This window comes from Sphingomonas sp. Ant20, assembly GCF_000783375.1.
Taxonomy (GTDB): Bacteria; Pseudomonadota; Alphaproteobacteria; order Sphingomonadales; family Sphingomonadaceae; genus Sphingomonas; species Sphingomonas aerolata.
The window spans coordinates 1-11,818 of record NZ_JRVI01000027.1; the positions used below are offsets into that span (position 1 = coordinate 1).

The 11,818-nt window shown below is 68.5% G+C and carries 17 protein-coding genes; 14 read left to right on the forward strand and 3 right to left on the reverse strand.

Going from position 1 to position 11,818, the window contains the following annotated elements:
* From NI18_RS05665 to NI18_RS05675, 3 genes are all read left to right on the forward strand, one after another.
* Positions 1 to 912 (forward strand): FliI/YscN family ATPase (locus NI18_RS05665; protein WP_037528676.1); only part of this gene is annotated, 912 nt, incomplete at its 5' end.
* The gene (locus tag NI18_RS05670; RefSeq protein WP_037528679.1) at positions 905 to 1,330 is read left to right on the forward strand and encodes a hypothetical protein; all 426 of its coding nucleotides are present in this window, start codon (positions 905 to 907) and stop codon (positions 1,328 to 1,330) included. The genes NI18_RS05665 and NI18_RS05670, both read left to right, overlap by 8 nt.
* 34 nt (positions 1,331 to 1,364) lie before the next feature.
* The gene (locus NI18_RS05675; protein WP_037528681.1) at positions 1,365 to 2,162 is read left to right on the forward strand and encodes a hypothetical protein; all 798 of its coding nucleotides are present in this window, start codon (positions 1,365 to 1,367) and stop codon (positions 2,160 to 2,162) included.
* 13 nt (positions 2,163 to 2,175) lie between these two features.
* On the opposite strand, the gene NI18_RS05680 is transcribed toward NI18_RS05675, so the two are convergent.
* Entirely contained in the window at positions 2,176 to 2,409 is a 234-nt protein-coding gene (locus NI18_RS05680) for a hypothetical protein (RefSeq protein WP_052149004.1), read from the reverse strand.
* A 197-nt stretch (positions 2,410 to 2,606) separates the two neighbouring features.
* Between NI18_RS05680 and NI18_RS05685 the strand changes: the two genes are divergently transcribed.
* From NI18_RS05685 to NI18_RS05735, 11 genes are all read left to right on the forward strand, one after another.
* Complete coding sequence (locus NI18_RS05685) at positions 2,607 to 3,212, forward strand: flagellar hook-length control protein FliK (RefSeq protein WP_052149005.1); 606 nt, start codon at positions 2,607 to 2,609, stop codon at positions 3,210 to 3,212.
* 17 nt (positions 3,213 to 3,229) lie between these two features.
* Positions 3,230 to 3,856 carry a flagellar basal body-associated FliL family protein gene (locus NI18_RS05690; protein WP_037528685.1) on the forward strand — a complete coding sequence of 209 codons (627 nt, stop codon included), beginning with the start codon at positions 3,230 to 3,232 and terminating at the stop codon, positions 3,854 to 3,856.
* Between the two features lie 3 nt (positions 3,857 to 3,859).
* The gene (locus tag NI18_RS05695) at positions 3,860 to 4,810 is read left to right on the forward strand and encodes a flagellar motor switch protein FliM (RefSeq protein ID WP_031441299.1); all 951 of its coding nucleotides are present in this window, start codon (positions 3,860 to 3,862) and stop codon (positions 4,808 to 4,810) included.
* Complete coding sequence (fliN, locus tag NI18_RS05700) at positions 4,807 to 5,109, forward strand: flagellar motor switch protein FliN (protein WP_031394024.1); 303 nt, start codon at positions 4,807 to 4,809, stop codon at positions 5,107 to 5,109. Before NI18_RS05695 ends, fliN begins: the two co-directional genes overlap by 4 nt.
* Positions 5,110 to 5,113: 4 nt before the next feature.
* Complete coding sequence (locus tag NI18_RS05705) at positions 5,114 to 5,368, forward strand: flagellar biosynthetic protein FliO (RefSeq protein WP_031394023.1); 255 nt, start codon at positions 5,114 to 5,116, stop codon at positions 5,366 to 5,368.
* Positions 5,365 to 6,240 carry a flagellar type III secretion system pore protein FliP gene (gene fliP / locus NI18_RS05710; protein ID WP_037528688.1) on the forward strand — a complete coding sequence of 292 codons (876 nt, stop codon included), beginning with the start codon at positions 5,365 to 5,367 and terminating at the stop codon, positions 6,238 to 6,240. Before NI18_RS05705 ends, fliP begins: the two co-directional genes overlap by 4 nt.
* A gap of 103 nt (positions 6,241 to 6,343) precedes the next feature.
* On the forward strand, positions 6,344 to 6,613 hold the full coding sequence (fliQ, locus tag NI18_RS05715; RefSeq protein ID WP_031395965.1) for a flagellar biosynthesis protein FliQ: 270 nt from the start codon (positions 6,344 to 6,346) through the stop codon (positions 6,611 to 6,613).
* 4 nt (positions 6,614 to 6,617) lie between these two features.
* On the forward strand, positions 6,618 to 7,391 hold the full coding sequence (gene fliR, locus NI18_RS05720; RefSeq protein ID WP_037528690.1) for a flagellar biosynthetic protein FliR: 774 nt from the start codon (positions 6,618 to 6,620) through the stop codon (positions 7,389 to 7,391).
* Positions 7,391 to 8,530 (forward strand): flagellar type III secretion system protein FlhB, encoded by a 1,140-nt coding sequence (locus NI18_RS05725; protein WP_037528692.1) that lies wholly within the window; start codon positions 7,391 to 7,393, stop codon positions 8,528 to 8,530. The genes fliR and NI18_RS05725 overlap by 1 nt, the downstream gene beginning before the upstream one ends.
* 51 nt (positions 8,531 to 8,581) lie before the next feature.
* Positions 8,582 to 10,096, forward strand: coding sequence for a flagellar filament capping protein FliD (gene fliD, locus NI18_RS05730; RefSeq protein WP_037528694.1), 1,515 nt, complete (start codon positions 8,582 to 8,584; stop codon positions 10,094 to 10,096).
* Positions 10,096 to 10,488 carry a flagellar protein FliS gene (locus tag NI18_RS05735; RefSeq protein ID WP_037528697.1) on the forward strand — a complete coding sequence of 131 codons (393 nt, stop codon included), beginning with the start codon at positions 10,096 to 10,098 and terminating at the stop codon, positions 10,486 to 10,488. Before fliD ends, NI18_RS05735 begins: the two co-directional genes overlap by 1 nt.
* Positions 10,489 to 10,492: 4 nt before the next feature.
* On the opposite strand, the gene NI18_RS05740 is transcribed toward NI18_RS05735, so the two are convergent.
* Positions 10,493 to 11,446, reverse strand: a complete 954-nt coding sequence (locus NI18_RS05740; RefSeq protein WP_037528699.1) for a zinc transporter ZntB — start codon at positions 11,444 to 11,446, stop codon at positions 10,493 to 10,495.
* Positions 11,443 to 11,646 (reverse strand): hypothetical protein, encoded by a 204-nt coding sequence (locus NI18_RS22085; RefSeq protein ID WP_052149006.1) that lies wholly within the window; start codon positions 11,644 to 11,646, stop codon positions 11,443 to 11,445. Before NI18_RS22085 ends, NI18_RS05740 begins: the two co-directional genes overlap by 4 nt.
* Between the last annotated feature and the right edge of the window lie 172 nt (positions 11,647 to 11,818).

Genomic DNA, 11,818 nt, shown 5'->3' on the forward strand with positions numbered 1-11,818 from the left:
CGCCGCGTGCTTCAGCCGATGGACGTGGGCGTGCGCGCGATCAACGGCCTGCTGACGATCGGCCAGGGTCAGCGCGTCGGCATCATGGCGGGGTCGGGCGTCGGCAAGTCGGTGCTGCTCGGCATGATCGTCCGCGCCGCGCAGGCCGACGTGATCGTCATCGGGCTGATCGGCGAGCGCAGCCGCGAGGTCGCCGACTTTCTTGAGACCAAGGTCGCCGGCGCCGCCCGCGCACGCTCGGTCGTCGTCGCGGTGCCCGCCAATCACTCGCCCGTGCTCCGCATCCGCGGCGCGCTGCGCGCCACCGCGATCGCCGAAGGGTTTCGCGACGAGGGCAAGAAGGTCCTGCTGATCATGGATTCGCTGACCCGCGTCGCGCATGCCGGCCGCGAGATCGGCCTCGCGCTCGGCGAACCCGCCTCCGCACGGGGCTATCCGCCGTCCGCCATCGCGATGCTGCCGAACCTGATCGAGCGCGCGGGCGTCGACGTCCATACCGGCGGGTCGATCACCGCGATCTATACCGTGCTGGCGGACGGCGATGACGGCAACGACCCGGTCGTCGATTCGGCGCGCTCGATCCTCGACGGGCATATCGTGCTGAGCCGCCAGCTGGCCGAGCGCGGCGTCTATCCGGCGATCGACATCGGCCCCTCGGTCAGCCGCGTGATGACCGACATCGCCGACGCGCCGCATGTCAGGGCCGCGCGCGTACTGCGCCGCAATCTGGCGACCTATGAGGAGAATCGCGACCTCGTGCTGATGGGCGCCTATCGTGCGGGTGCCGACTCGGCGATCGACAATGCGATCGCCTGCCACGGCGCGATCATGGAGTATATCCGCCAGGATTCGGACGAGAAGGTGTCGCTGGGCGATGCCGTTGCCGAGCTGGTTGGTGTCTTCGGTGGCTGACGCCCGCGCCAAGACGCTGGCACGGATCCACCGCGTCCGGACCTTGCAGCTCGGCCTGACCCGTGCCGACGAAGCCCGCGCGCACGACAAAGCCGCGAGCGAACAGGCGCTGTCCACCCGGATTACAGGCCTGGCCGCCGCCGTCGCTCCCGTGGAACAGACCGCGGTCGCGGTCTCGCTGGGGGCGTCGGCGCATTACCGCGAACGCCTGCAACACTCCGCCGACGCCGCGGTCGAGCGCGTCCGGTCGGCGGAATATCAGGTCGCGCGTGCCACCGACGCGACCCGCGCCGCACAGCGCGACCAGAGTGCGGTCGAAAAGCTCATCGCGCGCGCACAGGCCGATGCAGTCATCCGGGAGCTGCGCGCGCTCGAGGAGGCACCGGCCGTCAGGAAGATCCGGCACGATCCTTGCTGAGTACGGGCTGACACCGCCCTATTCGAGAGATTGCATGATTCTGCCCGCGCTTGCCTCCCCTCCTGGCCTCGCCCTTACGGCCGCGCCACGCGTAGCGGGCGGTGAGTCCGCGGGTGATTTCGGCGACACGCTGGCTGCGCTGCTCGACACCGGGCTGGTGGCCGACGTCGCACCGGCCGATAGCATCACCCGGCAACCGGCGGTCAGCGGCGGCAAGCCCTTGCCGGATGCCGCCGCCGAGACCGAAACACTGCCGTTCTGGTCGCCGGGCGTCGCCTTTGTTCAAGTGCCGGTCGCGGCGCCCCCGCCGCTAGTCGCGGCAACAGTGGAAATTACCGCCGAGGTACCGGCGTCCGTAGCGGCGGCCGCGCTCCCGCCGGCCGCATTGGGCACGTCCGCGCTCACGCCGGTGAAATCGCCGCTTGCGTCGTCGCTGGTCGGCGGCGGTGGCGACGTGCCGATCGAAGGCCCGGACCCGGTCGAAAACCGGCTTCCGCCGCCGCCGGAGCGCGTCATCCGGATCAGCCTGCGCGGCACCGAACGCCCGACCACGACGAAACGTCCGCGCGATTTCGACGCCACCGACGATACACCGACAGAGCACGCGACCATCCCGGAGGCAACCCCGATCGCCGTGCCGGTCGTGATCGATGCCCCCCAACCACTACGCCCGCCGCACCGCAGGCAACGCTGCCCGAAGATGGGATCGGCACGGCAACGTTGGCGGGAGACGCGTTCGCCAGGTCGAACATGCCCGGCGGGCGACAGGCTCCCCTTTTCTCGACTGTGTCAGAGCCGCTACCCGCCGCGTTTGCGCCCGACGCCGCAATGAAGCCTCCTGCCCTTCAGTCCGGGATCACCGCGCCAGCGACGGCGGATGCGACCGTCGTCGATGAGACGCCAAGCAGCAGTTCCCCGCCGACGCCTCCCGGCGCACGCCCGACGTTTGCCGCGGCTTCCGATTTCCAGGTCGCCGCCGCAATCCTGTCGGGCACCCGCCCGGTCGCGCTTCCCGACACCCCCAGCCGGCCAGCAGGGGAAGCCTTGCCGCCGCCCGCCGCTTTCAATGGCACGGTCATGCCATCGCCGGCGCCAGGCGCGCCGGCTCAGGCTCCGGCACTGCCGCCCGCCGTCACCGTGCCCGCACACGCCGGCGTCAGCAACGCCAGTACAGGGAGAAGCAATCGCCCAAGGCCTCGCACCCCTAGTTACCGCGGACTCCGCGAGCATCGACACACTGCCACCGCGATGGTCGTCACGCGACGGCGCACCACCCGTGACCCTCGTCGTGCAGCAGCCGCCCGCCGCCGCCACACAGCCGCAACCCGGCACCGTTGCCTCCGCCGCGCAGGTCTTCGGCGCCGCGATCCAGGCGGCGGCGCAGCGCCGTGACGAGCCCCGCCTACGGGACGACACGACGCTGCTCGCCCCGCTCACCGCCGCCGGCACCGTTCACGCGCTCGCCCCGACCACGAACGCACAGCCGCCGCTCGACATGCGGCAGGAGCGCTGGCCGAGCGCGATGATCGAGCGGATCGATATCCTGCGCGACGCGGCGAATGCGACCGATACGCGGATCCGCCTGATCCCCGATGCGCTCGGCACGATCGACGTCTCGGTCCGCAAGGACGGCGATACGCTGCATGTGCATTTCGCCGCCGAACAGGCCGCCACGCGCAGCCTGTTGCAGGAGGCGCAACCCCGGCTCGCCGAACTCGCCGATGCCCGTGGGCTGAAGCTGTCGCAGAGCAACGTCGATACCGGCGCCGGCCAGCAGCAGCAGCGAGCTGCGACGCCGCACCAGCCTTCGGCGCCTTCGCGCGCCCGCGCCGGAATCGCGACCGCTGCCGATACCGATTCCACCGACACCCGACTCGCCTGACCCGAAGGACTGCGTAGATGAGCGACAAGAGCGAAGCCCCCGTGCCCAAGAAGAAGGGGAAGATGGGCAAGATGATCATCGGCGGCGTCGCGCTGCTCGTCCTGGTGGGCGGCGGCGTCGGGGCGGGCGTCTATGCCTCGAGCGCGGGGCTGATCGGCGGCGGCCATGCCGCGGCCGATGACGGCAAGCCCAAGCTCATTCCGAAAAGCGAGCAGAAGTCCGCCGGGGCCGAAGGGGACGGCGAAGGCGGCGGACATGGCGGCGGCGAGGATGCCGCACCCGAGAATCACGGCATGGCGCCGCCTGCGGGCGAGGGCGGCGACCGCTATGCGTCGACCTATTATGCGCTGGAGAAGGAATTTACCGCCAACCTCCAGGACAGCGCGCATTTCATCCAGGTCGGCGTCGCCGTCTCGACGCCCTATGACAACAGCGTCATCGACCATCTCAAGACCAACGAGATCGCGGTCCGCTCCGCGATCCTGATGGCGCTCGGCGAGGCGACCGAAGACGAGGTCTTCACCGCGCAGGGCAAGCGCAAATTGCAGGGTGAACTGGCCAAGGCAATCAATGCCACGCTCAAGCAGAAGGAAGGTTTCGGGGGGATCGGTAACGTTTACTTTACCAGTTTCGTCGTTCAGTGAGGCATGGTTAACGCCCCCCCAGACACGACGATGCGCGAGCGGCGCGAGCGCGATCGTCCCCAGGCGGCCCATTCGGGCATGCTGGGGTCGGCCAAGCTCAATCCCTTCGGTGATTTGCACACGCTGCAGCATCTGTCCGCCCGGTTCGCGCGGACGTTGCGCGGCGTGTTCGAGCCGATGCTGCGCCAGGAAGTGCGCAGCTGGGCCGAGCCGCTCGTCGTCCAGCGCTTTGCCGATTATCGGGCGGAGCGCGGCGACGGGCTGATCGCCTGGCTGCCGATGGTGATGACGCCGGGCGCCGCGCAGGCGCTGTGCGTGATGGACGGGCGGTTCATCCTCGAGCTGCTCGACCTGTTCTTCGGCGGGACGGGCGCGGTGCCACCGGTGCTGCCAGCCGAATTCTCGCCCGCGGGCGAGGCGATGATCGCGCGGATCGGCCAGCTGATCGCGACCCCGCTCAAGACCGCGTGGGAGCCGATGGCACGGTTCGAGTTCCAGCCGACCCGTGTCGAGGTGAACCCGGCGATGATCGCCGAGCTCGACGGCGAGGATGCGATGATCGTCACCCGCTTCGGGCTGGCGACGGGGGCGGGCAAGCCGGTCTTTCTCGACCTCGTCTACCCGGTCACCGCGCTCAAGCCGCACGCGCCGTCGCTCACCACCAAGGTGCTCGGCAAGACCGCCGAGCCCGATCCGGCCTGGCGCAACGAGCTGACACGCGCGGCGATGAACATCCGCTTCCCGATCCGCTCGGTGCTCGCCGAACCCGTCGTGTCGCTGCAGATGCTGATGGACCTGAAACCCGGCGACGTGATCCCGATCACGATCTCGGGCGACGTCCCCGTGATGGTCGGCAACGACCGGCTTGGCTGCGGCACGGTCGGCACGTCCAACGGCTTCGCGGCCATCCAGCTCACCTCCATTACCCGTATCGACGAAGGATTCGCAGCATGACCGACATGGCCGGTACTTTTCCGGTCGACGCCGCCGTGGCCGCCAATTTCAGGCTGCTCCAGGACGTCGACGTCAAGCTGACCGTCGAGATCGGCTCGACCAGCCTGACGCTGCGCGAACTGCTCGCGCTGAGCGAGAGCAGCGTGATCGAGCTCGATCGCCAGGCCAACGAGCTGCTCGACGTGTTCGTCAACGGCACGCTGATCGGTCGTGGCGAGGTCGTCACCGTCGGGGAGCGGTTCGGGGTGCGGATGACCGAGCTGGTCAGCCCCGACAAGTCGCTCGCGGCGCGCGGCTGATCCGATGCTCTGGTCCTATATCCTGAAACTCGTCATCCTCCTGCCGCTCGTCTGCGGGCTGATGGTCGGCTGTCTGCTGCTGTGGCGCAAGTTCGAGAGCCGCATGCCAGGCAAGCCCACGTCGCGGCTGATCGGCGTCAAGGAAACGATGATGATCTCGCCGGGCCTGCGCCTCGCGGTGATCGATTTCGAGGGCCGCCGGCTGCTCGTCTCGGTCGGTCGCGGCGGCGTGCACCTGATCGACAAGGTCGACGCATGAGCCTGATCGTTACGCGCAAGGGGTCGGGCCCGGCGCTGATTACCGCTGTAGAGGCCAGGACGCAGTCGCGTGGCGCTGCGTGGCTGTGGGTCGGCCTCGCGCTGCTGGTCGCCCTGTTCCTCGCCATGCCCGCCTTCGCGCAGGCCGTCCCCGCCCCCGCCAGCCCCGCGGTCGGCGATGCGGTCGACCGCGCGCTCGGCCAGCTCGGCGGCCAGGCGGCGGGCAATAGCGGGCAGAGCGGCTCGCTGTCGCTGTCGCTGCAGGTCCTCATCATCATGGGGCTGCTCACGGTCCTGCCGGGCATCCTGCTGATGATGACCAGCTTCACGCGGATCATCATCGTGCTGGCGATCCTGCGCCAGGCGCTCGGCCTGCAGCAGACGCCGCCCAACCAGGTGCTGCTCGGCCTGTCGCTGTTCCTCAGCTTCTTCATCATGGCGCCGACGATCACCCAGATCAACACGACCGCGATCCAGCCCTATGCCGCGGGCCAGCTCGCGGGCACGCAGATGATCACGACCGCGGGCGTCCCGCTCCACGCGTTCATGGTCAAGCAGACGCGGATCAAGGACGTCACGATGTTTGCCGAAATGGCGAAGTCGGGCCCCTATGCGTCGCCGCGCGACATCCCCTTCTCGGTGCTCCTCCCGGCGTTCGTCACCTCGGAGCTCAAGACCGCGTTCCAGATCGGGTTCCTGATCTTCCTGCCGTTCATCGTCATCGACCTCGTCGTCGCGACCGTGCTGATGTCGCTGGGCATGGCGATGCTGTCGCCGACGATCATCTCGATGCCGTTCAAGCTGCTGCTGTTCGTGCTCGTCGACGGCTGGGCGCTGACGATGGGCAGCCTCGCCAACTCGTTCGCGACCTGACCCGGTGAGCGCCCCCACACTCCCGTTCGTGCTGAGCGCAGTCGAAGCACATGAGTCCCAGGCCCTTCGACTTTGCTCAGGGCGAACGGAAGCATTATAAGCCATGGACGCGCAATATTTCCTGACCATCGCCAACCAGACGATGTGGGTGCTGGCGCTCGCCAGCGCGCCGATCCTGATCCCGGCGCTGCTGGCGGGGCTGATTCTCGGCATGATCCAGGCGGCGACGTCGATCAACGAACAGACCTTGTCGTTCGTGCCCAAGCTGCTCGTCGTCGCGGTGTCGATCATGATCTTCGGCAGCCTGATCCTCGGGCTGCTGAGCGACTTCACCGTCAGCATTTTCGAACGCATTCCCGATCTGGTGAAATAGGCAGGTGCTGGGCTTCGGCCTCTCGATCGAGCCGCAGCTCTGGGCGCTGATCTTCGTGATGGTGCGGATCGGCGCAACGTTCATCGCCGCGCCGGTGTTCGGCAACGTGTCGGTGCCCGTCACGGTCCGCGTCACGCTGTCGGGCGCGATCGGCTTCCTCGTGCTCGCCGCGCACCCGGTCCAGCCACCCGCGCAGATCTTCGCGACGGCGACCGTACTTGCGGTCGCCGCCGAAGCGCTGGTCGGGCTCGCGCTCGGCTTCGTGCTGCAGATCGCGTTCGCCGCGCCGGTGATCGCCGCCGAAATCATCGGCGGGTCGATGGGCCTCGGCTTCGCCTCGTCGGTCGATCCGCAGAACGGCCGGTCGAGCCCCGCGCTCGGCCAGTTCTTCTCGATCATGCTGACCTTGCTGTTCCTGTCGATGGACGGCCACCTCGTGCTCGTCGAGATGCTCGTTAAAAGCTATGACGTGATGCCGCCCGGCGCCGCATGGCTGGGCGTCGACCGGTTGCGGGGAATCGCGTTCTTCGGCGGCTATGCGTTTCTCGCCGGGCTGCTGCTCGCGCTGCCGGTCGGCTTCCTGCTGCTGTGCCTCAACATCGTCGTCGGCATGATCAGCCGCGCCGCACCCGCGCTCAACCTGTTCTCGGTCGGCCTGCCCGCGAGCCTCGCGGTCGGCGTCGTCGCGCTCGCGGTCGGCTTCCCGGCGATGGGCGACTATATGGTCGTGATCATCCGCGAAGGCCTCGAAGCCACGCAGAGCCTGGTGCTCGGCTGATGGCGGACGAATTCGGCGAAAAGACAGAAGCCCCGACCGACAAGCGCAAGAAGGATGCGGTCGAGAAGGGCGACATCCTCCGCTCGCGCGACTTTGCCACCGCGCTCAGCATGCTCGCGGGCGTCGCCTGGCTGATATATGCCGGCCCCTCGCTGATCGCCGCGTGCAAGGCGGTGATGGCGTCGAGCTTCCAGTTCGGGCGCGCGGACGTCGAGGATTTCTCGCCCTGGCGCCCGCTCCAGGAGGCGGGGTGGAAGCTCGCGCCCTCGCTCGTCACCCTGTTCGTGGTCAGCCTGGTCGCCGCGGTGCTCAGCCAGGCAGGGCTCGGCTCGCTCGGCTTCAACGGCAAGCTGCTCGCGCCCAAATTCACGCGCATCAACCCCGCCTCGGGGCTCAAGCGGATCTTCGGCCCGACCGGCTGGATCGAGCTCGGCAAGTCGCTGCTCAAGGTCGCACTGCTCGGCACGATCGGCGGCTGGATGCTGTGGCAGGCATCGCATACGACGATGGGGCTCGCCTCGTCCGCCGATCTCAACCAGGCGCTGACGACGCTCGGCGGGACCTTCTCGTCGATCCTGATCGCGATGGCATTCGGGCTCGTCGCGATCGCCGGGATCGACGTGCCGATCCAGATCATCCGCCGCCTCGGCAAGATGCGCATGTCGAAACAGGAGGTGAAGGACGAGCACAAGGACAATGAGGGCAATGCCGAGGCCAAGGGTCAGCAGCGTGCCAAGATGCGCGCGATGGCCAGCGGAAATATGCGCAAGGCGGTCGGCGAGGCGCACGTCATCCTGACCAACCCGACGCATTTCGCGGTCGCGCTGCGCTATGATCGCGGCAAGGACCAGGTGCCCGTCGTCGTCGCCAAGGGCCGCGGCGCGACCGCGCTGGCGATCCGCGAACTCGCCGCGGAGACCCGCGTACCCGTGCTCGAATATCCGCTGCTCGCGCGCGCCGTCTATTATACGAGCAAGGAGAACCAGGAGGTTCGCGATGACCTGTACATGGCGATCGCGACCGTCCTCGCCTTCGTCTTCGGGCTGAACGCGGCGGCGGGCGGCACGCCGATGCCGCAGCCCGCGATCACCGTGCCGGTCGATGCGCGGTTCGACGAAAACGGCGTGAAACTTCCCTAAAGATCCGGCGGCCGCGGTCGTTATTCCATTCGAGCGCGCAAGGATTCCGGCATGGCAATTTCGACGACGAGCAGCACCGCGACGCCGACCCCGGCGGCCACGCCGACGCCGACCGCGGCGAGCGTGACGAAGAACGCGGCGCAGTCGCTGCTGACCTCGCTCAATGCCGGCTCGGGGATCGACACCGCAAGCCTGGTGCCCTCGCTGGTCGAGGCGCAGTTCGCGGCCAAGACCGCGCAGCTGACCGCCAAGTCGAAGACGATCACCACGCAGATCTCGGGGCTCGCAACGCTCAAGAGCGCGATCTCGGGCTTCTCGACCGCCTATGCCGCGCTGGTGAAGGGCGGCACGCTGACCAGCCAGCCGACCAGCTCCAATACCGCCGCGCTCGGCGTCAGCGCGCTGGCGGGCGCGAAGGTCTCGGGGCTGTCGTCGACCATCTCTGTGAACCAGCTCGCCGGCGCGCAGACCATCCGCACCACCGCCGCGGTCGCCGATCGCACCGCGGTGATCGGCTCGGGCAGCTTCACGCTCAATTTCGGCACCGCCACCTATGACGCGGCAGGCACCAAGATGACCGGCTTCACCGCGGGCGGCGGCACGGCGGTGACCATCGACGTCACCGACGCCAGCCTCGACGGGATCGCCGCGGCGATCAACGCGAAAGGCGCAGGGATCACAGCCTCGGTCGTGACCGATTCGAACGGCAGCGCTTATCTGTCGATGAAGGGCGCGACAGGCGCGTCGCAGGCGTTCACGCTGAACGCGACGACGGATACGAGCGGCAAGCTGGCCGCCTATAATGTCGGTCCCGGCGCGACCAACACCAGCGTCACGGCGGCTGCACAGAATGCCAAGCTGACCGTCGACGGGATCGCGGTCGAGCGCGCGAGCAACACGATCAACAACCTGGTGACGGGCGTCAAACTGCAGCTCAACGCCGTGTCGACCGGCCCCGTCACGCTAGGCAGCACGACGCCGACCAGCGCGCTGTCGCAGGCGGTATCCGACGTCGTCGAGACCTATAACCAGGTCATGGCGACGCTGACCGAGCAGACCGACCCGGTGACCGGCGTGCTGCGCGCGGACCCGGCGGCGAAGACGCTGTTGTCGTCGCTCAAGGCGCTGACGCTGGCGCCGCTGTCGGGCGACACTGGTGGCGGCAGCCCGACGACGCTCGCGCAGATCGGCGTCGCGACCAATCGTGACGGCACGTTGCGCGTCGATGCCGCCGCGCTGTCGAACGCGATGTTGACCAATTCGACCGCGATCGAGACGATGCTGAACGGCTCGGCGGACGGCAAGGCCGGGCTTGGCGCGGTGCTGAACGCGATCACGACCAGCGCGACCAACACGACGATCGGGCTCGGCGCCTCGCAGACGCGCTACACCGCGGCACAGTCCGCGATCGCCGATGCCGAGGCCAAGATCGCGGATCAATCCGCGGCGATGACCACCCGCCTGACGCAGCAATTCTCGAGCATGAATTCGCGCGTGTCGTCGTACAAGTCGATCCAGAGCTTCCTCACCAACCAGATCGCCGCCTGGAACAAGAGCGACTCGTGATGTACGCAACCACCCTCACACGCGACCCGTTCGCCACCTATCGCCAGATCGACGCAGTCGGCCGCACCACGACCGATGGCCCGGGCCTCGTCCAGCTGCTCTACAAGGAACTCGTCGCGGCGCTGCGTGCCGCCGCCTGGGCCTCCGACAACCGCCAATATGCGACCAAGAGCGACCGCGTGACGCGCGCGACCGCGATCCTGTTCGCGCTCGAAGCGGGGCTCGATTTCGACCGCGGCGGCGCGGTGTCGGAAACGCTCGCGCGGCTCTATGCAGGCGCGCGCCGGACGATCGTCGACGCCTCGGTCGGCCAGGACGGCTCGGTCTTCCGCACCACCGCGGACACGCTCGACGAGATCGCGCAGGCCTGGCGCACCGCCAGCGCGGCCTGAGCCGCTACCGTTCGAACCAGTGCCGCTGGACGAAGTAGATCACGATACCCAGCGCGATCACCAGGCAGCCGCCCGCGATCGCATCGAACGCCCAGGGCTCTTCGGCAAAGGGCAGCCCCTTCACGTTCATCCCATACAGCCCGGTCAGGAACGTCAGCGGCAGGAACACCATCGCCGCGACCGAGATGATCAGCGAGCGATTGTCGATCTGTTCCGCGCGCAGGTCGGTCAGCGCCTCGTGCGTCAGCGCGGATCGCTCGCGGATCGATTCGAGCTCCTCGGCCATCCGCGCCGCGCGGTCCGCCGCCGCCGCCAGGTGCAGCCGGTCGTCGTCGCGCAGCCAGTCGCCGGGCAACGCAGCCAATTTCTCGAGCGCGGCACGCTGCGGATTGAGAAACCGGCGATAGCTGATCGCCGCCACGCGGACCTCACTGACGGTGCGGCGCAGGGCGAAGACATGCTTGGCGTCGAGCCGCTCCTCGCAATCGTCGAGCTCGTCGCCCAGCGCCGCCACCTCGGGGTCGAGATCGGTGGTGATGGCGGTCGCGAACGCGGTGATCAGGTCGCCGGGATCGCGCACCCGCCCCGCCTCAACCTCTTTTTCAACCAGCGAGATCGCGACCAGCGGCTTGCGCGTCAGCGAATAGACGCGTCCCTTGACCACCCAGATGCGCAGCGACGCGAGCAGGTCGGACGAATCCATCTCCTCGTTCGTCCGCCCGCGCAGGTTGAGGAACGCCCCCTCGCCGACCGCCTCGCAACGCGGCCGCGTCTCGGTCGCGGTCAGTGCGTCGATCACATAGGATTCGAGCCCGGCCTCGTTGCGAAGCCAGGCCTGCGCCTCGTCCTCGGTGGTCGACAGATGGACCCAGACCAGGTCACCGCTCGCGGCGGGCGCCGCCTCGACCGCGAGCCGCGACGCGACTCCGTCAGCGACCTTGAACCCGAACCCGCTCACGCGCGCATCGCCACATCGACGACCAGCCCCGAACCCTGCGCATCAGGCGGCGCATCGCACGGGATCCGGGCGGCATCCGCGCGCGCGCGATCGAGGATCGCCGGCGGCACGTCGCTGCGGTGATAGACGCGGTCCGCGCTGGCGAGCGCCCGCGCCTGTCGCAATGTCAGATCATCGGGATCACGCGATGCGAGTGTCATCCGGACGATCGTCCCGTCCTGTACCGATCCCCCCTGCCAGCCAGCCGGCCACGTCGCGCGACGATCCGAGCGGATCGAGCACGCCCCCCCGGCGCGAGCGCATCGGCCAGCGCACGCCGTCTGGCGCCGCTATTGGGGAAGCGCGTGCGCATCGCCCCGCGTGCGCGCTGCA

Coding starts and splice junctions, on each gene's coding strand:
- NI18_RS05675 (WP_037528681.1), top strand. CDS start 1,365: ATGATTCTGCCCGCGCTTGCCTCCCCTCCTGGCCTCGCCCTTACGGCC.
- NI18_RS05680 (WP_052149004.1), bottom strand. CDS start 2,409: ATGACCGTGCCATTGAAAGCGGCGGGCGGCGGCAAGGCTTCCCCTGCT.
- NI18_RS05690 (WP_037528685.1), top strand. CDS start 3,230: ATGAGCGACAAGAGCGAAGCCCCCGTGCCCAAGAAGAAGGGGAAGATG.
- NI18_RS05695 (WP_031441299.1), top strand. CDS start 3,860: ATGGTTAACGCCCCCCCAGACACGACGATGCGCGAGCGGCGCGAGCGC.
- fliN (WP_031394024.1), top strand. CDS start 4,807: ATGACCGACATGGCCGGTACTTTTCCGGTCGACGCCGCCGTGGCCGCC.
- NI18_RS05705 (WP_031394023.1), top strand. CDS start 5,114: ATGCTCTGGTCCTATATCCTGAAACTCGTCATCCTCCTGCCGCTCGTC.
- fliP (WP_037528688.1), top strand. CDS start 5,365: ATGAGCCTGATCGTTACGCGCAAGGGGTCGGGCCCGGCGCTGATTACC.
- fliQ (WP_031395965.1), top strand. CDS start 6,344: ATGGACGCGCAATATTTCCTGACCATCGCCAACCAGACGATGTGGGTG.
- NI18_RS05725 (WP_037528692.1), top strand. CDS start 7,391: ATGGCGGACGAATTCGGCGAAAAGACAGAAGCCCCGACCGACAAGCGC.
- fliD (WP_037528694.1), top strand. CDS start 8,582: ATGGCAATTTCGACGACGAGCAGCACCGCGACGCCGACCCCGGCGGCC.
- NI18_RS05735 (WP_037528697.1), top strand. CDS start 10,096: ATGTACGCAACCACCCTCACACGCGACCCGTTCGCCACCTATCGCCAG.
- NI18_RS22085 (WP_052149006.1), bottom strand. CDS start 11,646: ATGACACTCGCATCGCGTGATCCCGATGATCTGACATTGCGACAGGCG.